The 26,839-nt window shown below is 65.3% G+C and carries 24 protein-coding genes and 1 pseudogene; 11 read left to right on the top strand and 14 right to left on the bottom strand.

Going from position 1 to position 26,839, the window contains the following annotated elements:
- The 3 genes and pseudogenes from QZY03_RS08495 to QZY03_RS08485 all read left to right on the top strand — a co-directional run.
- On the top strand, positions 1–518 hold a 518-nt coding region (locus QZY03_RS08495), incomplete at its 5' end, for a Druantia anti-phage system protein DruA (RefSeq protein ID WP_295580053.1).
- Positions 515–1,900 (top strand): IS4 family transposase, encoded by a 1,386-nt coding sequence (locus tag QZY03_RS08490; protein ID WP_295580051.1) that lies wholly within the window; start codon positions 515–517, stop codon positions 1,898–1,900. The genes QZY03_RS08495 and QZY03_RS08490, both read left to right, overlap by 4 nt.
- Before the next feature lie 464 nt (positions 1,901–2,364).
- A pseudogene (locus QZY03_RS08485) lies at positions 2,365–3,471 on the top strand (ISAzo13 family transposase).
- Positions 3,472–3,489: 18 nt separating this feature from the next.
- On the opposite strand, the gene QZY03_RS08480 reads toward QZY03_RS08485, so the two are convergent.
- The 3 genes from QZY03_RS08480 to QZY03_RS08475 form a co-directional block, all read right to left on the bottom strand.
- Positions 3,490–4,161, bottom strand: a complete 672-nt coding sequence (locus QZY03_RS08480; protein WP_295580049.1) for a site-specific DNA-methyltransferase — start codon at positions 4,159–4,161, stop codon at positions 3,490–3,492.
- Positions 4,162–4,186: 25 nt separating this feature from the next.
- Positions 4,187–4,414, bottom strand: coding sequence for a helix-turn-helix domain-containing protein (locus QZY03_RS32025; RefSeq protein ID WP_363168914.1), 228 nt, complete (start codon positions 4,412–4,414; stop codon positions 4,187–4,189).
- A gap of 124 nt (positions 4,415–4,538) precedes the next feature.
- Positions 4,539–5,003 carry an Lrp/AsnC family transcriptional regulator gene (locus tag QZY03_RS08475; RefSeq protein ID WP_295580047.1) on the bottom strand — a complete coding sequence of 155 codons (465 nt, stop codon included), beginning with the start codon at positions 5,001–5,003 and terminating at the stop codon, positions 4,539–4,541.
- A 332-nt stretch (positions 5,004–5,335) separates the two neighbouring features.
- Between QZY03_RS08475 and leuA the strand changes: the two genes are divergently transcribed.
- Positions 5,336–7,030: a 2-isopropylmalate synthase gene (leuA, locus tag QZY03_RS08470; RefSeq protein ID WP_295580045.1), complete on the top strand. Its 1,695-nt coding sequence runs from the start codon at positions 5,336–5,338 to the stop codon at positions 7,028–7,030.
- A gap of 173 nt (positions 7,031–7,203) precedes the next feature.
- On the opposite strand, the gene QZY03_RS08465 is transcribed toward leuA, so the two are convergent.
- From QZY03_RS08465 to QZY03_RS08440, 6 genes are all read right to left on the bottom strand, one after another.
- Complete coding sequence (locus QZY03_RS08465) at positions 7,204–8,046, bottom strand: CARDB domain-containing protein (protein ID WP_295580043.1); 843 nt, start codon at positions 8,044–8,046, stop codon at positions 7,204–7,206.
- A gap of 330 nt (positions 8,047–8,376) precedes the next feature.
- Positions 8,377–10,506, bottom strand: coding sequence for a CARDB domain-containing protein (locus QZY03_RS08460; RefSeq protein ID WP_295580041.1), 2,130 nt, complete (start codon positions 10,504–10,506; stop codon positions 8,377–8,379).
- 294 nt (positions 10,507–10,800) lie between these two features.
- Positions 10,801–11,634, bottom strand: a complete 834-nt coding sequence (locus QZY03_RS08455; RefSeq protein ID WP_295580056.1) for a CARDB domain-containing protein — start codon at positions 11,632–11,634, stop codon at positions 10,801–10,803.
- Positions 11,559–12,368, bottom strand: a complete 810-nt coding sequence (locus tag QZY03_RS08450; RefSeq protein WP_295580040.1) for a hypothetical protein — start codon at positions 12,366–12,368, stop codon at positions 11,559–11,561. The genes QZY03_RS08455 and QZY03_RS08450 overlap by 76 nt, the downstream gene beginning before the upstream one ends.
- Positions 12,369–12,692: 324 nt before the next feature.
- A complete protein-coding gene (gene recN, locus QZY03_RS08445) occupies positions 12,693–14,375 on the bottom strand; it encodes a DNA repair protein RecN (RefSeq protein ID WP_295580030.1) in 1,683 nt (560 codons plus the stop codon).
- A 79-nt stretch (positions 14,376–14,454) separates the two neighbouring features.
- Positions 14,455–15,357 (bottom strand): NAD(+) kinase, encoded by a 903-nt coding sequence (locus tag QZY03_RS08440; protein WP_295580029.1) that lies wholly within the window; start codon positions 15,355–15,357, stop codon positions 14,455–14,457.
- Positions 15,358–15,773: 416 nt separating this feature from the next.
- Between QZY03_RS08440 and hrcA the strand changes: the two genes are divergently transcribed.
- The 4 genes from hrcA (at position 15,774) to dnaJ (ending at position 20,941) form a co-directional block, all read left to right on the top strand.
- On the top strand, positions 15,774–16,778 hold the full coding sequence (gene hrcA, locus QZY03_RS08435) for a heat-inducible transcriptional repressor HrcA (RefSeq protein ID WP_295580055.1): 1,005 nt from the start codon (positions 15,774–15,776) through the stop codon (positions 16,776–16,778).
- Positions 16,779–16,892: 114 nt separating this feature from the next.
- The gene (gene grpE, locus QZY03_RS08430) at positions 16,893–17,447 is read left to right on the top strand and encodes a nucleotide exchange factor GrpE (protein WP_295580028.1); all 555 of its coding nucleotides are present in this window, start codon (positions 16,893–16,895) and stop codon (positions 17,445–17,447) included.
- 145 nt (positions 17,448–17,592) lie between these two features.
- Positions 17,593–19,536: a molecular chaperone DnaK gene (gene dnaK / locus QZY03_RS08425; protein ID WP_295580027.1), complete on the top strand. Its 1,944-nt coding sequence runs from the start codon at positions 17,593–17,595 to the stop codon at positions 19,534–19,536.
- A 274-nt stretch (positions 19,537–19,810) separates the two neighbouring features.
- Positions 19,811–20,941, top strand: coding sequence for a molecular chaperone DnaJ (dnaJ, locus tag QZY03_RS08420; protein WP_295580025.1), 1,131 nt, complete (start codon positions 19,811–19,813; stop codon positions 20,939–20,941).
- 328 nt (positions 20,942–21,269) lie between these two features.
- Here the strand turns inward: dnaJ and QZY03_RS08415 are convergent, their stop codons facing one another.
- Both QZY03_RS08415 and QZY03_RS08410 read right to left on the bottom strand, forming a co-directional pair.
- Complete coding sequence (locus tag QZY03_RS08415) at positions 21,270–21,446, bottom strand: hypothetical protein (RefSeq protein WP_295580024.1); 177 nt, start codon at positions 21,444–21,446, stop codon at positions 21,270–21,272.
- A 194-nt stretch (positions 21,447–21,640) separates the two neighbouring features.
- A complete protein-coding gene (locus tag QZY03_RS08410; RefSeq protein ID WP_295580023.1) occupies positions 21,641–23,776 on the bottom strand; it encodes a M1 family metallopeptidase in 2,136 nt (711 codons plus the stop codon).
- 156 nt (positions 23,777–23,932) lie between these two features.
- Between QZY03_RS08410 and QZY03_RS08405 the strand changes: the two genes are divergently transcribed.
- On the top strand, positions 23,933–25,072 hold the full coding sequence (locus QZY03_RS08405; protein WP_295580021.1) for a ChaN family lipoprotein: 1,140 nt from the start codon (positions 23,933–23,935) through the stop codon (positions 25,070–25,072).
- A gap of 221 nt (positions 25,073–25,293) precedes the next feature.
- Here QZY03_RS08405 and QZY03_RS32020 read toward each other — a convergent pair whose 3' ends face one another.
- From QZY03_RS32020 to QZY03_RS08395, 3 genes are all read right to left on the bottom strand, one after another.
- Complete coding sequence (locus QZY03_RS32020) at positions 25,294–25,476, bottom strand: DUF6795 domain-containing protein (RefSeq protein WP_363168918.1); 183 nt, start codon at positions 25,474–25,476, stop codon at positions 25,294–25,296.
- A gap of 9 nt (positions 25,477–25,485) precedes the next feature.
- Positions 25,486–25,698, bottom strand: coding sequence for a DUF6795 domain-containing protein (locus QZY03_RS08400; RefSeq protein ID WP_295580020.1), 213 nt, complete (start codon positions 25,696–25,698; stop codon positions 25,486–25,488).
- Between the two features lie 99 nt (positions 25,699–25,797).
- The gene (locus QZY03_RS08395) at positions 25,798–26,163 is read right to left on the bottom strand and encodes a hypothetical protein (protein WP_295580019.1); all 366 of its coding nucleotides are present in this window, start codon (positions 26,161–26,163) and stop codon (positions 25,798–25,800) included.
- Positions 26,164–26,499: 336 nt separating this feature from the next.
- Here QZY03_RS08395 and QZY03_RS08390 point away from each other — a divergent pair, with 336 nt between their 5' ends.
- Both QZY03_RS08390 and QZY03_RS08385 read left to right on the top strand, forming a co-directional pair.
- Positions 26,500–26,655, top strand: coding sequence for a PD-(D/E)XK nuclease family transposase (locus QZY03_RS08390; RefSeq protein ID WP_295580018.1), 156 nt, complete (start codon positions 26,500–26,502; stop codon positions 26,653–26,655).
- 31 nt (positions 26,656–26,686) lie between these two features.
- Positions 26,687–26,839, top strand: a 153-nt coding sequence (locus QZY03_RS08385) for a PD-(D/E)XK nuclease family transposase (protein ID WP_295580054.1), incomplete at its 3' end; no start/stop codon positions are given.

Below are 26,839 nucleotides of genomic sequence, written 5' to 3'. Positions count from 1 at the left end.
CGCGGTTGTGGAACGGGCTGATCGCGCGCTACCACTACCTGGGCTACACCCCGCTACCCGGTGCGCAATTGCGTTATCTGATCCACTGGGATCACGGGATCCTGGGCGCGCTCGGCTTCGGTGCGGCGGCCTGGAAGGTGGCCGCGCGTGACCGCTGGATCGGCTGGGAACCGGCCACGCGCGAGGCCCATCTGGGGCGCGTACTCAACAACGCCCGGTTCCTCATCCTGCCCTGGGTGCAGGTCAAGAACCTCGCCTCCAAGATCTTGGCGCTGGCCGCGGGGCGGGTCGGGGAGGACTTCGCCCTGCGCTATGGCGCGCCCCCGGTGCTGCTGGAGACCTTTGTGGAGACGCCGCGGTTTCGGGGGACCTGCTATCGGGCCGCCAACTGGCGCTATCTTGGCGAGACGGCCGGGCGGGGCAAGTGCGATCGCACCCACCAGGCCGACTTACCGCGCAAGGCGGTCTACGTCTACCCGCTGGCGGCGGACTTCCGCGCCGCGCTGGGGGTCGCATGAGCGCACTCGCCGCCGAGCTCGACGGCATCGACTTGGGCGACCAGCGCCTGAACCGGCGCGCGCGCCGGGTGTTGGCCAAACTGGGGGAGAAACCCACGCTGAGCATTCCCGCCGCCTGCGGCGGCTGGCACGAGACCCGTGCCGCCTACCGCCTGTTCGACCATGACGCGGTGACCGCCGAGGCGGTGCTCGCCCCCCACATCGCACGCACCGTCGAGCGGATCGGCGCGCACCCCAGAGTGCTGTGTATCGAGGACACCAGCGAGATCGACTCTGCCGGCAAACCCTCCATGCAGGGCCTGGGGCCACTCAACCTGGAGACCCGCCAGGGGCTGTATCTGCACCCGACGCTGGCGGTGACCCCCGAGCGGCTGTGCCTGGGGCTGCTCAATTCCACCGCTGGGTGCGTGAGCTCGGTAGCCTGGGGCAGGACAAGGACCCCAAGCGCGCCCTGGAAGACAAGGAAAGTGTGCGCTGGGTGGACGGCTATCGGCAGGTCGACGAACTCGCGGAGCAACTGCCCAAGACCCGCCTCACGTATGTGGCCGACCGCGAAGCCGATATCTACGACCTGTTCGTGGAGGCCCCATGCCCCGAAACCGCCGCCGACTGGCTGGTGCGCGGCCAGCACGACCGGGTCCTGGCCAACGGCCAGACCCTGCGCCAGCACCTGGCCGCCGCGCCGCTGCTCGCCGCGACCACCTTCGAGCGGCCGGCCAGTCACGGCGTCACGGCGTCACGGCGTCACGGCGTGCACGGTTCATCAAGAACTGCGTGCCGTGCGGGTCACGCTCCCGGCCCCGCGGCGCCCCGACCGCACCCTGCCCGCGGTGGAGATCACCGCGCTCCTGGCCAGCGAGCCGGCGCCGCCGACCGGCGAGGCGCCGGTGGAATGGCTCTTGTTGACCAACCTGCCGGTGGACACCCCCGCGCAGGCACTGGAGAAGATCCAATGGTATCTGTGTCGGTGGCAAATCGAGGTGTACTTCAGAATCCTCAAGAGCGGCTGCCGGATCGAGCAGCTGCAACTGGAAAAACGTGAACGCCTGGAACCGGCACTCGCCTGCTATCTGATCGTGGCCTGGCGGGTCCTGTTCCTCACGATGCTGGGACGCGCCTGCCCGGAGATGCCGTGCGACGTGGTCTTCGACACCGCCGAGTGGCACGCCGTCTACATCGTCACCGAACGTCAGCCCCCACCCGACACCCCGCCCACGCTGGATCAGATGGTGCGCATGGTCGCCGGTCTGGGCGGCTTCCAAGGCCGGAAGTCCGACGGCTTCCCCGGCCCGCAAACCCTCTGGATTGGACTCCAGCGCGCCGCCGACTTCGTGCTGGCGATGGCGGCCCAGCGCGGCGTCGGGGAGGGGAGATATGGGTAATAGTCAGCGCGGAGGTAGGCCGCCAGATCTACGGAGTCGGGAGCATTGGGCCGGCGGGTAACCTCCTGTAGACCGTCAATGGTGGCCCGGTGGCGAGGTGACGATAACCACTTCCTTAGTGAAGGTTCACTAACAAGTTACTCATTTTAGCTCAGTTGGCTTCTGTCTGGTGGCGGCCAGCGATGCGTATTTGGACTCCAGTCGGCCGACGCCTCGGCGGCTCGGAACCACGCGCACGGCCGCCATTCACTTGAAAAACCGAGATCCTCCTGCGACCATTGGCGCTGGTTGGTTGGACAGCAGATACGACGATGAACGAATTTGCCGGTTACGCGGCCACCCACGAGGAGACGATGCGACTGTATTGCCGGTCGCTGCCGGAGGACCATCGCCGGCGCTACGCCGCGCTGTAGGCCTTGAAGATTGGCTTAGGCGGTGTCGCGTATGTCGCCCGGGTCTTGGGGATGAGCCGGCGCACCCTCTATACCGGCATTCGCGAACTGGAGCAGATGCGCGACGGCGACCCCAACCATCCGCAACGTCCCAGTGGGGGCGCTGCGCGCATCCGGCGCCCCGGCGGCGGGCGACCGCCGCTGACGCCGGACGAACCGGTCTTGCGCGAGGCGCTCAGCGACGTGCTGGAGGCCCACAGCGCGGGTAGTCCGACCGATCCACTGGTGCGCTGGACCGATCTGAAGCCCCTGCAACTGGCGCGGGAACTGGTGGTCTTGGGCGTCACGGTCAGTCGTCACACCGCGGCGAAATTGCTGGCACAGACCGGCTTTCGGCGGCGCAGCCTGCGTAAGGAGTTGATCACCGGCGACGTCGATCCCTAGGAGCGTGACCAGCAGTTTCGCCACATCGCCGAACTGCGCCGCCGCGCACGCCAGCGTGGCACGCCGGTATTGTGCATCGACACCAAGAAAAAGGAACTGCTGGGACCCTTGCACCGGCGCGGACAGTGCTACAGCACCGCCCCGCAACGCGTCCATGACCACGACTATCGCCATCTGGCCAGTGGGGTGCTCGTGCCGCACGGCGTCTACGACGTGGTTGCCAACCACGGCTTCATCACCCTGGGGACCTCGCACGACACCAGCGCCTTCGCCTGCGACGCCCTGTTCTTGGCCTGGACGCTGCTGTTCTGCTTTTGCTATCCCACGGCCACGGAAATCCTGGTGCTCTGCGATGGCGGCGGCAGCAACGCGGCGCGCTCCTTGCGCTTCAAAGAGGACCTGATCGCCTTGGCCCAGCGCTTGGGGTTGCGTCTGCGCATCGCCCATTATCCGCCCTATACCTCCAAGTGGAACCCCATTGAGCATCGCCTCTTCAGCCAAGTCGAGCGCACCTGGAGTGGGGTCATCCTCGACTCCCCCGAGACCGCACGCTGGACCGTCGAGCGCACGACCACCGACACCGGGCTGCGCGTCACCGCACGCATCCTCGATAAATTCTACGCGCTCGGCCGCAAATGCTCCGACGGATTCCGGGAGATCAAAGATCAGTTTATTCGGCATGATCCGAGCCTTGGACAATGGAATTACGTGGTTGATCCCAACGGTTTCTCTTAATAAAAATGTATAACTAAGTTATGCCTCGTCACTTAGGCCCTCTTTGCCTCGTGCTTTCCCATTGTTCAGCCCCTCTTCGGCCCGGCGACGCTCCACTGTATCGTCCGTGGCGTGGGGGACCCGGATCGCATCAAGGTTGAAGTAATAATGTTCGGAGTTCGTCAAGAAGAAGTATGGCTCCCAGGTGTTCGTAAGGCGGTCTCGGACGCTAGACGGCATGGCGTTGGTCTTACGCCACACGACGACGTTCCTCACCCACCATCCGGCGTCCTCCAAGGCGATCACAACACGGAACGGGACTAGGGACAGCTGTTTCGACCGTTTCCACCCTCTCTTTGGAGGCAGGCCATTCTCCGTGACAGTTTTGTTGAAGTAAGTATCTCCAAGGTTTAGCCATGCAGATCCACCCGGCACCAGCACCCGCTTCACCTCCTCGAAGATGCCAACCAGCCGGCGCACGTAGTCGTTCACTTCCTCAGAACCGAGCTGACCATCCAATTCATAGTCACGGACATTCCAGTAAGGCGGCGAAGTGACCACGGTGTTTACGCAACTCGAAGGCAGGACCGCAAGTCGTCTCCCGGCATCGCCCTGAAACAACGCTACGCGATCAGCGGATGCATGCGCCTGCTGACACACCTCCACCCAGCGCCGATCCTCCACAGCGACGAACTTCTCATGCCACTTCACTATGACTCTCCTTCGGCGCTGACGGTCACGGCCGGACCTCGAATTTCAACGTGAGCTGGCGAGAGTGCATGGGGTTGTCTGCGATCCACTTCAGCACTTCTGCCTTGCGGTAGCGGTACGAGCGACCGACCTTGCCGAACGGTAGGCCTGCGTGCTTCCTAAGGCGCCAGACTGTAGTCCGGGAGATGCCGAGTAGCTCACGGAGCTGCGCGTCGGTGAGCAACTCATCAACGGATAGGTCTGGTGTCGGCATCTGTGTTTCCGTGAACCATCATGAAACATAATGTAACGCAATGTTTCTTTTTGAACCAAGCTTTTTCTCCGTCGTGGAAAGGGGGGTTGCGATCAGGATCAAGCAGGTTTCCGAAAAACTCGGCCTAAAGTACCGGCAGTGCCGTGCGCTCCACCACCCGCCGCAGCACGAAACTGGAGTGCACGCCGGTCACGCCCTCAATGCGGGTGATACGCTCCAGCAGCAGATCCTGGTAGTGCTCCATGTCGCGGACCACGACCTTGAGTTGATAGTCCGCGTCCCGGCCGGTGATCAGCAGACACTCCAGCACCTCGGGCATGACCGCGACGGCGGCGTCGAAACCCGCGAAGCGCTCCGGGGTATGGCGGTCCATGGAGACGCTCAGGATCGCCATCAGATTGAGACCGAGCCGCTTGGCATCGAGCAGGGCGCGGTAGTCGGTGATGATGCCCGCCTCTTCCAGCGCGCGCACCCGCCGCAGACAGGGCGAGGGCGAGAGGCCGATTCGGTCGGCCAAATCCTGATTGCTCAGCCGTCCTTCCTGTTGCAGTGCTTCGAGAATGCGGCGGTCGTAGTTGTCGAGGTTCATGCATCTTGCCCGGCGCTGGCTGTTGATCGGTTCGCTGATGCTGATTGCGGGGAGATACTAGCAGAAAATTGCTAAAAGCGTGCAATTCGAGGTTGCATTCGCAATCATCTGGCGCAGGTTTCGGCGTAATCTATGCCCTGTCGCCCAAGGCAGCGACACCCGGCAAGAGCCCACCAGGCGCGCGCCGATCAGTCCCCAGTTCCTTACCGGGAGCGGGGCCGCCTCAGTGCCCCACCAGGGCGAGGTCAGCAAGCCAAATCCCAGGAGTACGGCCTCAGCGCGCCCCCCGCCGGGGGACCGGACGCCCCACGAGACCAGCAACAGAGACCGCCATGATGCACTTCGACCACCGCAAGTACCAACCCGGCCCGGTGTTGGCCATGCCACACCGCCAGTGGCCCGACCGCAGTATCCTTAAGGCTCCGATCTGGGCCAGCGTCGACCTGCGCGATGGCAATCAGGCGCTGCTGGAGCCGATGGGCGTGGCGCAGAAGCGCCGTCTCTGGGGGCTCTTGGTCCGCCTGGGCGTGAAGGAGATCGAGGTTGGTTTTCCCGCGGCCAGTCAGCCGGATTTCGACTTCGTGCGCTGGCTGATCGAGTCCGATCAGATTCCCGCGGACGTCACGGTGCAGGTCCTGGTGCAGGCGCGCCAAGACCTGATCCGCCGCACCTTCGAGGCCCTGGCCGGGGCGCCGCGGGCGATCGTCCATGTCTACAACTCCACTTCCCCGGTGCAGCGCGACTGGGTGTTCGGCAGCGATCGGGAGGGCGTCAAGGCGATTGCCCGCCAGGGCGCCCGCTGGGTGCGGGAGGAGGCGGCCCGCTATCCGCAGACGCACTGGACCTTCCAGTATTCACCGGAGAGTTTCACCGCCACCGAGCCGGATTACGCGGTCGAGGTCTGTGAGGCGGTGATCGCGGAATGGATGCCGACACCGGATCACCCCTGCATCATCAATCTGCCGGCCACGGTGGAGGTGGCGAGTCCCAACCGCTTCGCCGATCAGGTCGAATGGTTCGCGACCCACATCAGCCGGCGGGACGCCCTGATCCTCTCGGTTCACACCCATAACGACCGCGGCGGAGCGGTCGCGGCAGCCGAGTTGGCGCTGATGGCCGGGGCCGACCGGGTGGAAGGGACCCTGCTCGGCAACGGCGAGCGCACCGGTAATATGGATCTCGTCACGCTTGCCATGAACCTGTACAGCCAGGGCATCGACCCTGGGCTCGATCTCAGTCGGCCGGACGAAATCCTCGCGGTAGTGAGCGAGTGCACCGGTATTCCCACCCATCCCCGGCATCCCTGGGTGGGCGAACTGGTCTACACCGCCTTCTCCGGCAGCCACCAGGACGCCATCCACAAATGTCTCAAGCGGCAGAGCGCGGACGCGCCCTGGCAGGTGGCCTACCTGCCGATCGACCCGCGCGACCTGGGCCGCACTTACCAGGAGGTGGTGCGGGTCAACAGCCAGTCCGGCAAGGGCGGGGTGGCCTTTGTGATGGAGCGCGAGTACGGGCTCAACCTGCCGCGCTGGCTCCAGGTCGAACTGGCGCAGATCGTCCAGCGCGAGAGTGAACGCGACGGCGGCGAGATCGACGGGCCGCGGATTCACCAGTTGTTCCGCGAGCACTTCGTCCGTGATCAGGGGCCTTGGCGGTTGACCGGCTATCGGCTGGCCCGCAATGGTCACGACCGGATCGAGGTCCACCTCGGCGCTCCCGCCAGCGAACGCGTCCTGCACGGCGAGGGTCAGGGGGCGATCGGCGCTTTCGTCGACGCCTGGACGCGCGCCTTCGGTCAGTCCATTCAGGTGCTGGATTACCAGGAACACGCCATCGGCGAGGGTACGGATGCCGAGGCGGCAGCCTATGCCCTGATCAATGTGGACGGGGTGCGCGTCAGCGGGGCGGCGATCGACCGCGACGTGGTGGGTGCCTCACTGCAGGCGGTGCTGGCGGCGCTGAATCGGTCGGTGCCAGCCGTGGTGCACGATGATGTGGCGACGGAGCAGGCGCTGGCGGCCTGAGCGGGTCGGGCCGGCCGGTCGTGGTCGCGTTGATTCGCGTTCCGGTCGGCTGCGGATGGTCGGTAGAGTGATGGTCGGCAGAGCGATGGTCCGCACAGCGATGGTCCGCACAGCGGACCCTACGGATCGCGGTCTTACCGTAGGGTCCGCTGTGCGGACCATCTATTGTCGTCTTACGGGCCGACCGAATAGACTGCCGTTTTCTGGTTATTGCCCTCGCGGGTCTCCCGCGTACCGCAGTAGCTGTCCACGAAAGCACGCAGCGTCTTGGTCCCGGCGGCCCCGCCGAGCAGACCGTCGACGGTCAGGGTGGTGCTGGCGCCCGCTGCCAGGGTGCCGACACTGACAAAGGTGTCGCCGTCCGCCCGACAGGTCTGGGCCGTCGGTTGATCGGCCCAGACATCCAGATAGCCTCCACGGCCGCTCGCCGTGCCCTGGTTCTTGACCGTTACGGTGGCGCTGAACGTGCTATTTGCGAGCGGGTCAAGCGGGTTCAGGGTCACACCGGTCACCACGAAATCTGGGGCGGTCGGCCCCACGAACCCCGCAACGGGCACTGGACGCAGGCGTTGCGTAGTGGTGCCGTCGCCGAGCTCGCCATACCCGTTGTGTCCCCAGGCCCAGAGACTGCCGTCGGTCTTGATGGCTAGGGTGTAAGAATCCCCGGCGGCCACGGCCGCGACCCCGGTCAGGACCTGGACCGGCGTTGAAAGCTGGTTGGTGGTGCCGTCGCCGAGCTCGCCATACCCGTTGTTTCCCCAGGCCCAGAGGCTGCCGTCGGTCTTGAGAAACAGGCTTTGAGTGTTACCGCCGGCCAGCCGCTGCATGTCCGGATTGACGGCTGCGGCCACCGCCGCCGCCAAGGGCGAGAACAACAGCGCATCCAGCCCGGCGGCATCGGCCCGCAGCGTCAGGCTGGCTGAACCCGCGGCCCGCTCGACCCCGTCATAGGACCGGGCGGGTAAGGCGAACAGCAGATCTTGCGTCGTCTGCTCTGTACCGCGCGTGGTTGGCACGGCCTCGGACAGCGGTGGTTCATTGCTGCAAACATGGGTCTTCTCTCCGTGGGTGAGTGCTTCGAAAGCTGGCTGAGACGCGCGCCAAGACGCCAAGACGCCAGGAACGTAAAGCAACAGAGCGGCTTTGCTCGGCTCACCGGCACCTGTGCCGGGTGACCGGCGAGATATCAGGGTGGCGAGTTTGGCGGCGTGGCGCGATAACCGCTCTTTTTCTAGTGATGGTCCGCACAGGAATGATTGGCGCAGGGATAGTTGGCGCAGGGATGGCCCGCACAGCGGACCCTACGAAAACCGTGATCGTAGGGTCCGCTGCGCGGACCGATCAGCTTACGGGCCGACCGTATAGATCGCGGTTTTCTGGTTATTGCCCTCGCGGGTTTCCCCGGTGCCGCAGTAGCTGTCTACGAAAGCGCGCAGCGTCTTGGTCCCGGTGGTTCCCCCAAGCAGACCGTCGATGGTCAGGGTGGTGCTGGCGCCTGCCGCCAGGGTGCCGACACTGACAAAGGTGTCGCCATCCGCACGACAGGTCTGGGCCGCCGGTTGATCGGTCCAGACATCCAGATAGCCGCCATTGCCGGCCCCCGAACCCTGGTTCTTGATGGTGATCGCGGCACTGAAGGTCGCGCCGACGCTCGGGCTGCCGGAGGGCAGGACGATGCTGGTCACCACGAAATCGGGCGTCGGCCGTCCAAAGACGGTGTACGCTTTGGTGAACTGGTTGTAGGTTTCATTGGTTTCTGCGGTCTGGCACTGGCTGTCGACGAAGACGCGCAAGGTCTTGGCCCCAGCCGTCCCGGCCGGCAGGCCGTTGACCGTTACCGTGCGCTTGGCACCGGCCGCGACGCGCCCCAGGGTGGCCGCTTGGTCCCCGACCGCGCTGCAGCCCTGGGTGGCGGTCTGGTTAGCCCAGACCTGCAGGGTGCCGAGCGTTGCGGCGACCGTGCCCTGGTTCTGCAGCGTGATGGTGGCGCTGAACGTGCTGTTGGCGAGCGGGTCAAGCGGGTTTATGGTCACAGCGGTCACCACGAAATCGGGGGCGTTTGGTCCCAGGAACCCGGCCACCTGCACCGGCCGCGGGCGGTCTGTTGTGGTGCCGTCGCCGAGTTTGCCATACTCGTTGTTTCCCCAGGCCCAGAGGCTGCCGTCGGTCTTGCGGGCCAGGGTGTAAGCATTGCCGGCTGACACGGCCGCGACCCCGGCCATTACCTGGATGGGCGTCAACCGATCGGTGGTGGTGCCGTCGCCGATCTGGCCTCCCCAGTTGTTTCCCCAGGCCCAGAGGCTGCCGTCGGTCTTGAGTGCCAGGGTGTGATAGTAGCCTGCCGCTACGGCGGCGACCCCGGTCATGATCTGAACCGGCGTCCGGTGATCGGTGGTGGTGCCGTCGCCGATCTGGCCTCCCCAGTTGCTTCCCCAGGCCCAGAGACTGCCGTCGGTTTTGATCGCCAGGGTATGGCCGACGCCCGCCACCACGGACGCAACTCCGGTCATGACCTGAATCGGCGCCAACTGAGTGGTGGTGGTGCCGTCGCCGAGTTGGCCAGCGTAATTGTATCCCCAGGCCCAGAGGCTGCCGTCGGTCTTGATGGCCAGGCTGTGATAACCGCCAGCCTCCACGGCCGCGATTCCGGTCAGGACCTGAAGCGGGCGCAGGCTCCAGTAAGCTGTACCGTCACCAAGTTGGCCAAATTCATTGCTTCCCCAGGTCCAAAGGCTGCCGTCGGTCTTGAGGGCAAGGGTGTGCAGCTCGCCGGCCGCCATCGTCGCGATCTCGGTCAGGACTTGTACAGGCGTTGGACTGGTCCGGGTGGTGCCGTCGCCGAGTTGGCCAGCGTAATTGTATCCCCAGGCCCAGAGGCTGCTATCGGTCTTGAGGGCCAGGCTGTGATAACCGCCGGCTTCCACGGCCGCGACGCCGGTCAGGACTTGGACCGGGGTGGGGCGACTCTCGCAGGTGCCGTCGCCGAGCGCGCAGAACCCGCCGTATCCCCAGGCCCAGAGGCTGTTGTCGGTCTTGAGGGCCAGACTGTGAAAATAGGCAGTCGCCAGTCGCTGCATGTCCGGATTGCCGGCCGCGGCAACCGTCGCCAAGGGCGAGAGCAGCAGCGCATCCAGCCCGGCGGCATTGACCCGCAGCGTCAGGCTGGCTGAACCGGCGGTGCGCCGCACCCCGTCATAGGATCCGGCCGGCAAGGCAAACAGCAGATCCTGCGCCGTCTGCTCCAGGTCGTCCTGGTCGGCGGCGGTCGCCGCCCTCGCGGTCTGCGCCGGTGCGCGCAGGTCCACCCGCACGGTCAGCCAGCCGGCGGCGGCCACCTGGTCGCGCAGGGCGGCGGCATTGGGCGGCTCCGCGGCCTGGCCCAGGCCCGGAGTCAGTGTCAGTATCGAACACAAAAAAAGAAGCGCCGCGCGCTGTGCGCGCGGCCCCGGCGGGCGTCGGAACAGTTCAAAAAACATGCGTATTTCCTGTTGTTTAGGGATGGGTTGGCAAGTGCGCGCGGACGGTAGCATGGTTCCGTCTTCGTGTTCAATCGCCGCCGGATGAACGGGCCGGATCAGCGGATGGGGTGCAGGATGTAATACTCGGGCACGCCCCCGGCAGCGTCTTCGGCCATCTTGGTGACGGTATCGCGCGCGATGCCGCGGCGCTCTTGGTCGGACAGGACCGCGATACAGAGGTCGAACCGGGTGTCGATGCGACTGAAGTCGCACCGACAGCCAAGGTTGCGCGAGCGACCGCCGGAGGGCGGTTCAGGGCGCGACGGTGTAGGGCTTCACCCGTTGGTTGTTGGCGTCGTAGGCCTCCGTGATGACGCAGGTGTGATCGATGAAGGCGCGCAGTGACTTGGCGGTGGCGGCACCGGCGGGGAGTCCGTCGAGGGTCAGGGTGCGGGCCCCGGCGGCGAGGGTACCGACGGGCAGCGCGGCGTCGCCCGCGGCGCCGCAGGCGGGGACGTCCGGCTGATCGACCCAGAGGGCGAGCGTGCCGGCGTCGCCGGGCGCGGTGCCGCGGTTCTTTACCGTCACGGCGGCGCTAAAGGTCCCGCCGGCGGTTGGGCGGTTGGGCGTCAGGTCGATGGCGGTGACCGCGAAGTCCGCGATCGGCTGGGCGAAGACCCGGTAGCCCTTGACGTCTTGGTTGTTGGTCTCATCGGGTTCTGCGGTCAGACACTGGCTGTCGATGAAGGTCCGCAGGTTTTGGTACCCGGCGGTGCCGGCCGACAGGCGGATCGACACCGTCTGTTTGGCGCCGGCCGCCAGGCTCGCCAGGCTGATCTCGGCGTCCCCCGTGGCGTCGCAGTCTTGGAACGCGGGCTGGTTGGTCCAGACGCGCAGCAGCCCAGGGCTGCCGGCCTCAGTGCCCCGGTTCTTAACAGTGATCCAGGCATTGAAGGTTCCGCCGGCGAGCGGGGCGCTGGGGTTCAGGGTGATGTTGGTGACGGTGAAGTCGGCGGTGGAGGCAGGCGGTGGTCCCTCGAACCCGACCACCGGCGCTGGACGCAGGCGGTTTAGCGTGTTGCTGCCGTCTCCGACCTGGCCCCACCCGTTGTATCCCCAGGCCCAGAGGCTGCCGTCGGTCTTGATGGCCAGGGTATGCCCCCCCCGCCTGACACGGACGCAACCCCGGTCAGGACCTGGACCGGCGTCCAACGATCGGTGGTTGTACCGTCGCCGAGCCCGCCGTAGTAGTTCGATCCCCAGGCCCAGAGGCTGCCGTCGGTCTTGATGGCCAGGGTGTGGCTATACCCGGCTGCCACGGCCGCGACCCCGGTCAGGACCTGGATCGGCGTTTTACGCCACGTGGTGGTGCCGTCGCCGAGCTTACCGTAATTGTTGCCTCCCCAGGCCCAGAGGGTGCCGTCGGACTTGAGGGCCAGGCTGTGCACATGGCCGGCAGCCAGTCCCTGCATCTCCGGATTGCCGGCCGCGGCAACGCTTGTCGCCCAGGGCGAGCCCAGCAGCGCATCGAGCCCGGCCACATCGACCCGTAGCGTCAGGCTGGCCGCACCAGCGGCCCGCTCGACCGTGTCATAGGACCCGGCCGGCAAGGCGAACAGCAGATCCTGGGCCGTCTGCTCCAGGTCATCCGCCGCGGCCCGCTCCGGCGCGCCCAGATCCACCCGCACGTTCACCCAGCCCGCGGCAGCCACCTGCGCGCGCAGGTTGTCGGCATGGGTCGCCGCCGCGGCACCGGGTGCCGTCAGTCCGGCCGCGGCCTGGCCCAGGGTCAGACTCAGGACCAGTATCAAACACAAGAGAAAAAGCGTCGCGTGTTGGCCGCGCGGCCCCGAATGGCGTCGGAACAGTTTGAACATCATGCGGATTTTCTCCTGGGGGAATGGTTGAGCAGGTGCGGGCGGACCGTAGCATGAGTGCGCGTTCGTGTTCAAGCACCAGCGGACGGAGGTGCCGTCGGGTGCGATGAGGCACGAACCGCATCGCCCCGGCCGCGAGGGGAGCGGCTCGTGCATCACCGCATCCGACGAATGTGTGAAGAAAGTTATAAGTCTTTAAATTTAAAAAGATGCGGTTCGTTCCTCACCGCATCCTACGCGCTATCTTCATCTGTGTGCATCTGTGTCATCTGTGGACAAATCCGAATCATCCGCTTCGGCAAGGAACAGCGATCCCGGCCTGATGTTCTAACTGGCGCCGTCACCTCGTGCACGATCGAGCATCTCACGCGCATGGTCGCGGGTACGACGGGTGATCTCGGTGCCACCGAGCATGCGGGCGATCTCCTCGACCCGGGCGGCGGCGTCGAGCGGTTCGATCCGGGTATGGGTGTGTCCGTCGAGGGTCTCTTTGCTGACCCGCAGTTGGTGGTGGGCCTGGGCGGCGACTTGCGGCAGGTGGGTGACACACAGCACTTGTCGGGCGGCGCCCAGGCGGCGCAGCAGGCGCCCGACGATTTCGGCGACGCCGCCGCCGATGCCGACGTCCACCTCGTCGAAGACCAGGGTGGGGACGCTGCCGCATTCCGCGGTGGCGACCTGGATGGCGAGGCTGATGCGGGAGAGTTCGCCGCCGGAGGCGACCCGTGCCAGCGGTTGCATGGGCTGGCCGGGGTTGGCGCTGACCAGAAACGCGATCCGCTCCATGCCGCCGGCGCCCGCGGACTCGGCGGGCAGCGGCTCCAGCGCGACGGCGAAGCGTCCGCCGGTCATGCCGAGTTGCTGCATCGCCTGGGTCACGGTATCGCCCAGCCGGGCGGACGCGCCGGCACGCGCCTGCGACAGACGTGCCGCCTGAGCGCCAAACGCGGTCCAGGCGGCGTCGCGCTCGCCGCGCAAGATGTCCAGGGTCTGGTCGGCCTGTTGCAGGGTCGCAAGTTCAGCGCGGCGGGTGGCGAGCAGGTCGGGGAGTTGCGGGGCGAAGACACGGTACTTGCGCGCGAATTCATGAATCTGCGCGAGCCGGGCCTCCACCGCGGCCAGGGTGGCCGGATCCAGGTCGAGTCCGTCCAGGTAGTGGCGCAGGCTGACGGCCGCTTCATGGGCATGGATCGCGGCGCCCTCCAGCAACTCGCGCGCCTCGGCCAGCGCGGGATCGATGGTCTCCAGTTCGCTGAGATCCGCCGCCGCGCCGCGCAGTTGGTCTTCGATGGCCGGCTCCGACTCGGCCAGCCCTTGCAGGACCGCGGCCCCGACCTCCTGGAGCCGGCCCAGATGGCTCAGTCGCCGCTGCTCCTGATCCAGCGACACGAGTTCTTCGGCCTTGAGACCGAGTGCATCGAGTTCATCGACCTGAAAGCGCAGCAGATCGAGGCGTTCGGCGCGTTCGGCCGCGGCGCCTTCGAGTTCGGTGAGGCGGCGGTCTAGGGTCCGGTAGTCGCGAAAGGCCGCGGCCACCGCGGCGGCCAGGTCCGGATGGCCGCCGTAGGCGTCGAGCAGGGTCCGCTGGTCATTGGCGCGCAGCAGTGACTGGTGGGCGTGCTGGCCGTGGATGTCGACCAGTCGGTCGCCGAGTTCGCGCAGTTGGGTGGTGCTCGCCGCGCGGCCGTTGATGAAAGCGCGGGAGCGGCCCTCGCGGGCGATCAGGCGGCGGACGATGCAGTCGCCGTCGTCGTCCAGGGCCTGTTCCGCCAGCCAGGCGCGCGCGGCCGGGCAATTGGCGAGGTCGAAGCTGGCGACGACCTCGGCGCGCTCCCGTCCGGCGCGGATGACGGCGGCATCGGCCTTGTCCCCCAGGGCGATACCCAGGGCGTCGATGAGGATGGATTTGCCGGCGCCGGTCTCGCCGGTCAGGGCGCTGAGCCCGGCGGCGCAGTCCAGCTCCAGCCGGCTGACGATGGCGACGTCCTGGATCAGGATGTGGGTGAGCATGGGCTGCACCGGTGCGGAGGATGGGTTTCGCTGCGCTCTACCCATCCTACAATCGGACGGGCGCGCCGGTGCGGGCCGCTCAACATGTCAGCGAGACCGGCGTCAGTCCTCCCCAGCCGAGCTTGGCGCGGAGGATCTGATAATGGTTGTGGCCCTTAGGGTGGAGCAGGCAGACCTGATTGGGGTGGCGCTCCACGCGCAGGCGGGTCTTGCGCAGGAGCGAGACGGCGGTCTGACCGTCGCAGGTCATCTGGGCATGGCCGTTGTCCGGACCGCAGACCCGGATCTCGATGCGGCTGGCGCCCGGTACGACCAGCGGACGGTTGCTGAGGTCGTGCGGGCAGATCGGCACCAGCAGGATGGCGTCCAGGGAGGGCGCGACCAGGGGTCCGCCGCCGGATAGCGCGTAGGCGGTCGAGCCGGTGGGGGTCGAGATGATCAGCCCGTCCGAGCGCTGCGCATTGACGAAGTCGCCGTCGATGTAGGTCTCGAATTCGATCATGCGCGCCGTGTTCCATTTGTGGATCACCACGTCGTTCAGCGCGGCGTAGGCGCGCTCCGGCGGGGTGTCGTCGCACGCGAGCACCGCGGCGGTGAGCAGGCTGCGCGTATCGGTCTCATACTCACCCTCCAGAATCGCATCCAGTGCGGTTTCACTGTGCTCGGGCAGGATGTCGACCAGGAACCCGAGGCGGCCCAGGTTGATGCCGAGCAATTGCACCCGGCTGCCTGCCAGGGCGCGGGCGGCGTGCAGCAGGGTGCCGTCGCCGCCGACCACCACGACCAGATCGCAGCGCGCCCCGAGCACTGCCACCGGCACGCCGTCGTCGGGCCGCAGCCGCAGCAGGCGTGCGCTCTCGGCGTCGAGCAGGACTTGGCAGCCCCGCAGCCGCAGGTGTTCGGTCAGTCGGCGCAGGGTGACCTCGACTTCGGGCTCCTCGCTCTGTTTGCCGATGATGCCGACGATTCGGAATTGCCGCATGGGCTTCCTTGGGGGGCCGCGCTGATGGTTGCGGGCAGGTGATCGATTTGAAACGGTAGCATGGGCGGTGAGGTACGCCAAGTGCGCAGCGGTAAGATTCTTCGCGACGCGCAGGGCGCACTGTCGTCGGTCGGTCCAGGGATCGGGTCTCTGCCTTGACAGTCTCGCGGTGAGTCCCTAGATTGTGCGAGGCTTAGCACTCGAATCAAGAGAGTGCTAACAGGCGGTCGGGTCGGGGCGCGTGTTCTCCCGCGCGGTTCCTGATTGGCCGCGCGCGGGGGAATCCCGGCGCCGGTGCGAAAGTCGGCCTCGCAGCAGCGGGAAAAGAGAAGGTGGGTCAACGCGGCAAATACTAGGGCAGGCATCCATTGACAGCACAAGCCAGACACGGCGACACCCAGGTCAGCGAGCGCGCCATGCACTTTCTGAAGGTGTTGGTGGAGCGCTACATCAAGGATGGTCAGCCGGTGGGCTCCCGGACCCTCTCGAAGGACGCGGGTCTTGAGTTGAGTCCGGCGACGATCCGCAACGTGATGGCCGATCTGGAAGACCTGGGGCTGGTGGTGTCGCCACACACCTCGGCCGGGCGGGTGCCGACGGTGGCCGGCTATCGGCTGTTCGTGGATTCGCTGCTGACGATGCGGCCACCCTCCGAGGAGGATATGGAGAGCCTGCGGCAGCGCTTCACCGGCCCGACCGACTCCAAGTCGCTGGTGGAGGCGACCTCGCGGATGCTCTCGGGGATCACCCACCTGGCGGGTGTGGTGATGCTGCCGCGGCATGAGCGCAACGCCTTCCGGCAGATCGAATTGTTGCCGTTGTCGGGCTCGCGGGTGCTGGCGATCCTGATTACCGGCGAGGGTGAGGTGCACAATCGGATCATTACGACCGAGCATGCCGTCACCCGCTCTATGCTGGAGGAGGCATCGAATTATCTGAACCAGATGTTCACCGGGCAGGACATCAGTGAGGTGCGCAAGCGCCTGCTGGAGGATCTGAAGAACACCCACCAGAACATGGATGCGCTGATGATGCGCGCCGTGACCCTGGCCCATGCGGTGGTGGCGGCGGCCGAACGCACTGATGACTGTGTCATCGCCGGCCAGACCAACCTGATGGAGTTCGGCGAATTGGCGAACATGGAGCGGCTCAAGCACCTGTTCGACGCCTTTAACCAGAAGCGTGAGATCCTGCACATCCTGGATCGCTGCATTGAGGCCGACGGGGTGCAGATCTTCATCGGGGAGGAGTCCGGTTATGACCTGCTCGAAGAGTGTAGTCTGGTGACGACGGCGTATCGTGTGGATGATCAGGTGGTGGGTGTGCTCGGGGTCATCGGGCCGACCCGCATGGATTACCAGCGGGTGATTCCGATCGTGGACGTCACCGCACGGTTGCTGGCCGCCGCGTTGCGGCAGTAGCCACCCATTCCGGCCGCGGCGCCGACGCCTCGATCAGGCGCGGCGGTCCGGCCGCTTGCAGTTACGGAGGTCAACATGACGGCTGAGACAACGGACAATCAAACGACTGACCCTATGGCTAACCCGAACACTGATCCAGAACTGTTGCCGTCTGCGCTGCCCGCGGACGCTGAGCCGCCGGTCGCCGGCAGCGCCGCGCTGCTGGCCGAGTTGGCCGAGTTGGCCGCCGCCCGCGCCAAGGCCGACGAGCACTGGGACCAGTTACTGCGGGCACGGGCGGAACTGGACAACCTGCGCAAGCGCCAGGCACTGGAGCTGGAGAAGGCCCATAAATATGCATTGGACAGCTTTGTGCGTGAACTGCTGCCGGTGCAGGATAGCCTGGAGTTGGGACACGACGCCGCCCAGGATGAGGGGACCGACCTCGCGCGGCTGCGCGAGGGCACCGCAATGACCCTCAAGCTCCTGTCCGATGCCATGGCCCGCTTCGGCGTTGTTCCCGTGGAGCCTCTGGGTGAGCCGTTCAACCCGGAGTTCCACCAGGCCATGACCATGCAGCCCCGCGACGATGTGGCCCCCAATACGGTGACCACCGTTATGCAGAAAGGGTACACGTTGAATGGTCGGCTGGTGCGCCCGGCGCTGGTGATGGTGTCCCGGGCCGCCTGAACGGATTGCATCCACCGTGCTGCCCCGGACCAGGGTGCGTGAGCACACCGGCTTGAATCGGCGCGGGTTTCCCCCCAACTGAGGGGCCAATTAGGCGCCCTGGCGCCGCTGCTATTTGCCAGCAACGAGAATTCGGAGAAAATGAATGGGAAAGATTATCGGTATCGATCTCGGCACCACCAACTCCTGCGTCGCCGTCATGGAGGGGGACAGTGTCAAGGTCATCGAGAATGCCGAGGGCGATCGGACCACGCCCTCGATCGTCGCTTACAGCAGTGACAATGAAGTCCTGGTCGGCCAATCCGCCAAACGGCAGGCGGTCACCAACCCCACGCACACGCTGTTTGCCATCAAGCGCTTGATCGGCCGGCGTTACGAGGACCAGGTGGTGGCCAAGGACAAGGGCATGGTGCCCTATAAGATCGTCAAGGCGGACAATGGCGACGCCTGGGTGGAGGTCAACGGCAAGAAGATGGCGCCGCCCGAGATCTCGGCCAAGGTCTTGCAGAAGATGAAGAAGACCGCCGAGGACTATCTGGGCCACCCGGTCACCGAGGCCGTCATCACGGTTCCGGCCTATTTCAACGATTCCCAGCGCCAGGCGACCAAGGACGCCGGGCGGATCGCCGGCCTGGAGGTCAAGCGCATCATCAACGAGCCCACCGCCGCGGCCCTGGCCTACGGGATGGACAAGAAGCGCGGCGATCAGAAGATCGCGGTCTATGACTTAGGCGGTGGCACCTTCGATATCTCGATCATCGAAATCGCGGAGATCGAGGGCGAGCACCAGTTTGAGGTGCTGTCCACCAACGGTGATACCTTCCTCGGCGGCGAAGATTTCGACTTGCGGATCATTGAATTCCTGGCAGCCGAGTTCAAGAAGTCCGCGGGCGTCGACGTGCACAATGACCCGCTGGCGCTGCAGCGTCTCAAGGAAGCCGCGGAAAAGGCCAAGATCGAACTGTCGTCCAGCCAGCAGACCGACATCAATCTGCCGTACATCACGGCTGATCAGAACGGTCCCAAGCACTTGAATGTCAAGCTGACCCGCGCCAAGCTCGAGTCCCTGGTCGAGGAATTGGTCGACCGGACCATCGAACCCTGCCGGACCGCGCTCAAGGACGCCAATCTGACCGCCGGGCAGATCGACGAGGTCATCCTGGTCGGCGGCCAGACCCGGATGCCCAAGGTACAGGCCAAGGTCGAGGAGTTCTTCGGCAAGACCCCGCGGCGCGACGTAAACCCCGACGAGGCCGTCGCCATCGGCGCGGCCATCCAGGGCGGCGTATTGGGCGGGCAGGTCAAGGACGTGTTGCTGCTGGACGTGACACCGCTATCGCTCGGTATCGAGACCCTGGGCGGGGTCATGACTAAGCTGATCGAGAAGAACACCACGATCCCGACCTCCGCCCAGCAGGTCTTCTCCACCGCCGATGACAACCAGACGGCGGTGACGGTGCGTGTGCTCCAAGGCGAGCGCGAGCGCGCGGTCGATAACAAGTCGCTTGGGCGCTTCGATCTCAGCGACATTCCGTTGGCGCCGCGCGGCGTTCCGCAGATCGAGGTCAAGTTCGATATCGATGCCAACGGGATTCTGAACGTCTCCGCCAAGGACAAGGCCACCGGCAAGCAGCAGTCCATCATCGTCAAGGCGTCCTCCGGACTGTCGGATGCCGAGGTCGCCAAGATGGTCAAGGATGCCGAGGCCCATATGGAAGACGACCGGCGCTTCCATGAACTGGTTTCCGCCCGCAACCATGCCGACAGCATGATCCACTCCTGTCGCAAGTCCATGGAGCAACTGGGCGACAAGATGGAGAGCGGTGAGAAGTCCGCGATCGAATCGGCGGTTCGGAACCTGGAAGAGGTCATGAAGGGTGAGGACAAGGACCGCATCGAATCACTCACCAAATCACTGGGCGACGCCTCCGCCAAGATGGCTGAGCGGCTCTACGCGCAGGGCGCGGCGGGTGCCGCTGGCGCCGAGGCGGCCGGCCAGGATGCGGGTGCCAAGACCGCGGGGGGGGGCGGCGGCAAGGATGACGTGGTCGATGCCGAGTTCGAAGAAGTCAAGGACGATAAGAAATAGTGATTTGTGGATAGAGGATAGTGGATGATGGATCGTCATCGCTGATTTGCGGCGCGCGGGCGGATTGTCCGTGCGTTGTTCATGTCGCGGTGAAATGCCCCGCTCGATGAGCAACCGACCACTAGCCACTCACTATTCACCATTGACTACTATACCCGTCGTTGTTGGTTTCTCGTTTCTCGTTTTTCGTAACCCAATGTTTGATAGTCCTTAACTGAAAACGAAAAACCGAAAACTCAAAACCGCTCCGTATAACTACTGACCACTGCTGCTAATGCCCAAACGCGATTACTACGAAGTCCTGGGGGTTGCGCGCAACGCCAGCGAGGCCGACGTCAAGAAGGCCTTCCGGCGTCTCGCCATGAAATACCACCCGGACCGCAACACCGGAGACGCCGGCGCCGAGGCCAAGTTCAAAGAGGTCAAACAGGCCTACGATGTGCTGACGGATGCCAAGAAGCGCAGTGCCTATGATCAGTTCGGCCACGCCGGTGTTGAGGCCGGTGCCGGCGGGTTCGGCGGCCCCGGCGATTTCGCCGGGGGTTCGTTCCAGGATATTTTCGGTGACGTTTTCGGCGATATTTTCGGCGGACGCGGCGGTCGGCGCACCGGTCGCGGGGCTGATTTGCGCTATGACCTCAGCCTGAGTCTGGAGGAGGCGGTCGCCGGCAAGGACGTCAAGATCCGCATTCCCACCTTGGTCGAATGTCAGTTCTGCGGCGGCTCCGGGGCCAAACCGGGGACCAAGCCCAAGACCTGCCCCACCTGCAGCGGTGCCGGCCAGGTGCGGATGCAGCAGGGGTTTTTCTCGATTCAGCAGGCCTGCCCCCAGTGTCGGGGGAAAGGTCAGATCATTGAGGAGGCGTGCCCTCACTGTCGGGGGCGCGGCCGTTTGCAGGAAGACAAGACCCTGTCGGTCAAGGTGCCGCCCGGTGTGGATACGGGTGATCGCATCCGGTTGGCCGGGGAGGGTGAGCGCGGCGAGCATGGCGGTTCCGCGGGCGACCTCTATGTGCAGGTGCAGGTGCAGGAGCATCCTATCTTCACCCGTGAGGATAGCCATCTCTACTGCGAGGTGCCGATCGGTTTTGTGGTAGCGGCCCTGGGGGGTGAGATGGAGGTCCCGACCCTGGACGGGAAGGTCAGCCTCAAGATCCCCGCCGGTACCCAGACCGGTCAGATGTTCCGGGTGCGCGGCAAGGGCGTGAAACCGGTGCGTGACAGCGTGGTCGGCGATCTGATCTGTCGGGTGTTGGTCGAGACGCCGGTCAACCTCACCGAGCGTCAAAAAGAACTGTTACGCGAGTTCGATACCAGCATGCAGGAAGGCGGGTCGCGCCACAGCCCGCAAGAGTCGACCTGGCTCGATGGGGTCAAGAGCTTTTTCGAGCGCATGGGCTTTTAATCGTTTTTCGCCTTGAGGGCGAAAAACGATCGGGTCGATCGCACCCTCCGGTGACTGGGGCGACGCAACCGGAGGCCGACGCTTTAGCGGGCGGCGGCGCGTTCGGCTGAACCCTCGACCTCCGATCTATTGTGCGGGCGCAGTAATATCCGCAGGCGGCGGTCAGTCACTTGCCGGAAATCACCTAAGGCAAATGCTTAAGACATTTGCCAAAAAAACAGGGCCGATGGCCCTGTTTTTGTTTCTCCTGCGTTGATTGGTTTTTCCAGGCGGGGACTGCCCGCGATCCGACCGCCGAATCAGGCCGGTCGGTCGCGAGTGCTTGATCTCAGGATGCCATTGCCGGGGCGATGACGGCCGGCTGCGTCGCGCCGATCATGTCCGCCCCGACCGCCGCTTGCTCGCTCGGGCCGCGCAAGGCGTAGGGTACCAGCGGTGCCAGGCTGATGGCGACGATGAACCAGAAGGCCTGACGATCTTTGGAACGGAGTGTCTCGTTGCTCATTGCGCTATCCTCGGTTGGTTGGTGCTTGCTTGTGAATCTGGGCAAAGTCTGTTCAAAGTCTGCATCTGCCTGAGCGGGAAAGGCAATAAATCCGGCGATTGCTCGCACAAAGACACAAAGAACACGAAGAAAACGTAGAAGCGGCTTCCAGCCGCTTCGAAGCGCCAGGATGGCGCTTCTACGAACCCTGACCGCTAGCGGGGCTCCACCAGGCTTGATCGCGGCGCGGGAGTGAGTTCGGGTCGCGCCTCGCCGAACCAGTAGACCAACGGCGAGTCGCCGGGCGGCCATTGGCCCTTCTGCCGGTTGTCGGGTGCCGTCCCGGTGAAGACCAGATAGCCGTATTTGCCGTAATGGGGGAGCTTGCGGGTCAGTCCGGGCAGCGCCGCGGCATCGGTTGTTGCGACCCAGCCGAGCGCCTGATCGCCGCGTTGGCGGGTGAGTGCCAGGCTTGCGTTGGTGGTGTCCACGGGCGCCCCGGCGATGTTCAGGGCACGCGCTGCCGGGTCCAGGCTGAACCCCTGACTGCCCGCGGCGAAGGCGCCGAGGTGACGGTTCTCCCAGCCCAGCAGCCACAGCGCCCGGTCGGTCGGGGGCGCGGGGTGATCGCTGTCCAGTGCGATCTGCCAGCCCGCGTGACCGCGCTGCCATTCGGCGGCCAGGGCGCGATAGGCCTCAAGCAGGTCGGGCGAGGCGGCGCTGGGAAGCAGGATCAGACCCTGCGCGGCGCCGAACAGGCTGCCCAGGGAGACCGCCGACTCGCCCGCTTCCAGGGTCCTGAAGCTGTCGAATTCCGGGTCCAGGGCGACGCGGAGCGGGGCGGTGGGCAGCTCGATGGTGAAATCGGTCTCGCGCCCCGCGAGCATGACCAGGGTCTGCCGCGGTGCCCCGTCGGTCAGGTGGACCACGACCGGAACCGCGAAGGGGTAAGGCGCCTGCCGTTGCGTCTGCTCCACCCGTCCGCTGACCCGGTAGCCGGTTGTGAGCGGTTCGGACCGGACTTCGGACAGGGCCAGGCGCGGTGCTCCGGTGCGGGTGGTCCAGGCGGCAAAATAGGTGCCGAGGTCACGGCCGGACGCCGTCTCGAAGGCGCTACGCAGTTCCGGATAGCCGGCGACGCGAAAGCGGTTGTCGGTGTAGAAGCGTTGCAGCCCCTGGATGAAGGCCGCGTCGCCCAACTGGATCCGCAGATTATGAAAGACCATGGCGGCCTTGCCGTAGCCGATCGCCTGACTGGCCGCGCCATGGCGTCCGCGGAACGCGATGAGCGGGAAGTCGGCCCCGGTCCGCACATAGTCGGCGAAGGCGGCAAGACTGTCGCGGCGATAGGCGGCACCCTGACCCGCGCGCTCTTTCATCAGGTGATCTGCCAGATAGGCGGTGAGCCCCTCGCTCCAGTTGCCGCCCTGATAGTTCACATAGACGCCGTTGCCCCACCAATTGTGCAGCACCTCATGGGGGTACGAGGAGTTGATGATGAACGGCAGCCGGATGACCTGCGGGCCGAGCAGGGTAAAGGAGGGCATGCCGTAGCCGGTCTCCCAGAAGTTCTCGACCAGGGCGAACTTAGCGTAAGGGTAGGGGCCGATGAGCCGGCTGTAGAGGTCCAGGTCCTCACGCGTGGCCGCGAGGTAGTCGGCGGCCAGTGGCGCATCGGGCGTGCGCAGCCAGACCTGGGCCTCGGCCCCCTGCTGTGGCGCGGCCCCCTGATCGCGATAGAGGGTGAAGGGGGCCGCGATCAGATAGATATCGTCCTGGGGTTGGGTTTCGGCCCAGGCGGAGCCCATATCAGCCTCGCGGCCCGGTCCGGCGCCTTGGGAGACGGCCTGCCAGCCCGCGGGCAGGCTGACCCGCAGGGTGAAACGTTGCAGGGTGCCCGGCATCCGCGGGTACCAGCCGCTGCCGCCGTCGAGAAAGACCCCCTCCGGCCCGATGGTGCCAACGGTCGTCCGGCGCTCGCGACCCATGCCTTCGCTGACGGCCGTCAGGTCATGGCGGATCGTGCCGCCGTAAGTGAGGGTCGCGCTGCCGCCGGCCGCGGGAGCCAGGCGCAGCCGCAGGGCCTCCAGATGCGCATCCTGGCCCAGGACCTCCAGCGTCCCTTGGTCCGGTCCGACGCGGGGCGACAGGCCGGTGTGCAGCACCAGATCGACGGTGTCCCGGCCGGGCGGCAGGGTGAGTCGATCGGTCACGGTCAGTTGGCCGGACGCCGGGTCGATCACCGCCGCGATCTCGTGATCAACGACCGGCAGCTCGGCCAGCACGGACAGCGGCAGCAGCAGGCTGGTCAATACGATCGGCAGCAGCGTCAGGCGAAGAAGTGTGCGCATCGGGGTCTGGGGGCTCGTGGAGGTGGCGGGTTGACGACGGTCGGCGGCCTTGGTCCATAATCCGTGGCCTTGACCGGATCATCTTATGATAACGCGGCCCGGCTCGGGCCAATACCAGCGAGGACTGCCGTGGCCGCTCGTCGATCGATTCTTCCGTTGGCCCTGGCGTTTGTGCTGGGCGCTCCTCTCGCGGTCTCGCCGGCTGCCGCAGCCGAGACGGTGGCGGGCGCCGCGGTTCCCGCCGACACGCCGACCCGGGTGCTCGATCCGCGCACGCTCACCAACATGGAGCAGTTGCTCGATGCCATCGCCGACCGGCGCGTGGTGTTCGTCGGTGAAAGCCACGATCGCTACGAGGATCATCTCAACCAACTCAAGGTGATCCAGGGCCTGCAAGCCCGCGGCAAGGAAGTGGCGATCGGCATGGAATTCTTCCAGCAGCCGTACCAGTCGGTGGTCGACGCCTACATCAACGGGGCGATCGATGAGGCCGCGTTCCTGCGCCAGACGGAGTATTTTGACCGCTGGCGCTACGACTACCGTCTCTACCGGCCGATCCTGCAGTTCGCGCGGGAACACCAAATCCCGGTGATCGCCTTGAATCTCGATTCCGCGTTGACCAAACGCGTCGGGGAGGTCGGCATCGACGGTCTCGATCCCCAGGAACGGTCGCGTGTCCCCACCGAGATCGACCGGTCGGACACCGCCTACCAGGAGCGGGTGAAAGCGGTGTTCGACCAGCATCCGATGCCGGACAAGAAATCGTTCGAGCGGTTCATCGAGGTGCAACTCCTGTGGGACGAGGGGATGGCCGAGCGCGCCGCCCGTTACCTCCAGGAGCATCCGAACCGGACCTTGGTCGTGTTGGCCGGCGCCGGGCATCTGGAATACGGTCAGGGGATTCCCAAACGGCTGTTGCGCCGTCAGCCGGTGTCTGCCGTCAGTCTGCTGAACGCCAACCAGCGTGAACTCGACCCCGCCGCGGCGGACTATCTGCTGTTCCCGCGGCCGGTCGACCTGCCCCAGTCCGGGATGCTCGGCGTGATGTTGAACCCTGAGGTCGGCGACCAGGGCGTGGAAATCCAGGGATTCTCCGAGGACAGCGGGGCCAAGGCGGCTGGAGTCAAAGAAGGGGACCGCATCGTGCGGGTCGGCGAGCAGCCGGTCAGCACCTATGCCGACATCCGCATCGCCCTGATCGATGCCCTGCCGGGCCGGCGGGTCCCAGTCGAGGTTTTGCGCAAGCCGCTCATTGGCGCCGATGAGATGCTGATTTTTGATGTTGAATTGCGCTGAGATGTTTTCCCGACCGAGCATGGATGCGGGAGGGATGACGCCCGCGAAGACTCGCCTGAATCTGGGGCAACAGGCCCGCGGCGAGGTTCCAGAATCCGGCGTGCACCGTGTACCCGCCAGGCCCCTGAACTCCGGCCATGCGGGTGTTGGTTAGCCAATCGTGACCACTGCTCTTCTCGGTTCCACGGGCTGCATCCGCCGTCCGGGCCGCGCGGCCCAGCTTAGTCGGGGGCGGCTCGGCAGATTCCGTAGTGTTTGCCTTCGAAATCAGGGGCGTGGGCAAGGTCGCAGATCAGACGCAACGGCCGCCCGGCCAATTCACTGTTAAGGTCATAAGAGTTCTTGTTGTGTCGCCAACCCTCGTACCCCACGCCATTGTAACGAATCACCAGCCGTTGTAGGATCGACGGCTGTCAGGGAATAACCCGGCTGAGACCGGAGCCGGTGGTGACCCGCGCAAAGGTGAAGCGGCCCCCGGCGCCCGTCTTGACCGTTTGAGAGGGAATCCTGCCCGGCTCCTGGTAGGTGATCTCCTGCAGGATCTCCACTCCTTCGACCGGAACGCCGTCTTGCGGTACGACCCCTTCCACGTCCGAGAACAGGACCAACTCACTGAACATTCCCATTGCGACCCCCGCGATTGGAGTGAGAGAGATCATCACCGCGAACCGGACGAGCTGTCGTAAGAACATGCTTGTGAACATCGTTGTCCGTGGTTCCAGTGGCTATTGGTCAATGGTTCCGCGCCGTTGACGCGATGATTGAGCCTGGCCCCTTTTTGGCCGCCTTTTTGGCCGCGTCGTTGCATTGAACCCGGTCGCCTGACGCGTTCCATCGAACGTAATCGAGCCGCCACACCCCAGAACGATCGTCACCTCCGCGGGATCGGCCAGATTGCTCCCTTTGTAGAATACCGACATTTGATTGCCAAGGGTGTGGTTGATCGTATAGCGTTTGTTTCCTCCCAGATCAAGCAGTTGGAGCTGCTGCGGGCGACTCTTCGGCAGCGCGCCCTGATACAAGTAAAAGGACGCGCCGACGCGGAATTTATGCCCAAGCTGGACGAACTGGTGAATCTCGACCGACAGCATGTCGGCAAACGTCCTCCCGCTCCAGTGGACAAGCGTCCAGCCGGCCTGCATGACGACGCGCGGCCCCGCGATCTGCTCGGCCCTTCCTTGGACGCCATCGTTGGGCTGCGCGGGGGACTGTTTACAAATGGGAATTCCGGGGACAGTTTACTTAATTCGATCTCTGTAGTTAACGGGGAGATAAGTAAACTGTCCCCGGAACGACTTGACGGCAACGATGGCTTGCCTTCAAAGTTGGGTAGAACATTGGTCTGTTTCCGGTGTCCCTCCCGCCGGGCGCGGTTCCCCGGGGCCGCGTCCCTTGTCGCACCGGCGACACCTGCCTACACTGCCACCATGCGCCATCCCATCGATCCCAAGGTTGACTGCGTCTTCAAGGCCCTGCTGGGGGCAGAGTCCAATCGGGACCTGCTGCTCCATTTCCTCAACGCCATCCTCGGCGCGGAGCTGCCCCGGCCCATCACCGCGGTGGAGATCCTGCAATCCCTATAACGAAAAGGAGTTCCTCGACGACAAGCTCACCGTGGTCGACGTCAAGGCCCGCGACGCGACCGGGCAGTTGTATCAGGTTGAGATCCAACTCCTCAATCTTCGTGATCTGCCGGCACGCAGCCTCTACGGTTGGGCCGATCTCTACAGCGAGCTGATCAAGGAGGGCGAGAGCTACCGCAAGCTG

Source organism: uncultured Lamprocystis sp. (genome assembly GCF_903933125.1).
GTDB lineage: Bacteria > Pseudomonadota > Gammaproteobacteria > Chromatiales > Chromatiaceae > Thiodictyon.
Note: the sequence above shows the minus strand (reverse complement) of the source record. Positions and strands in the feature narration are given on the sequence as shown.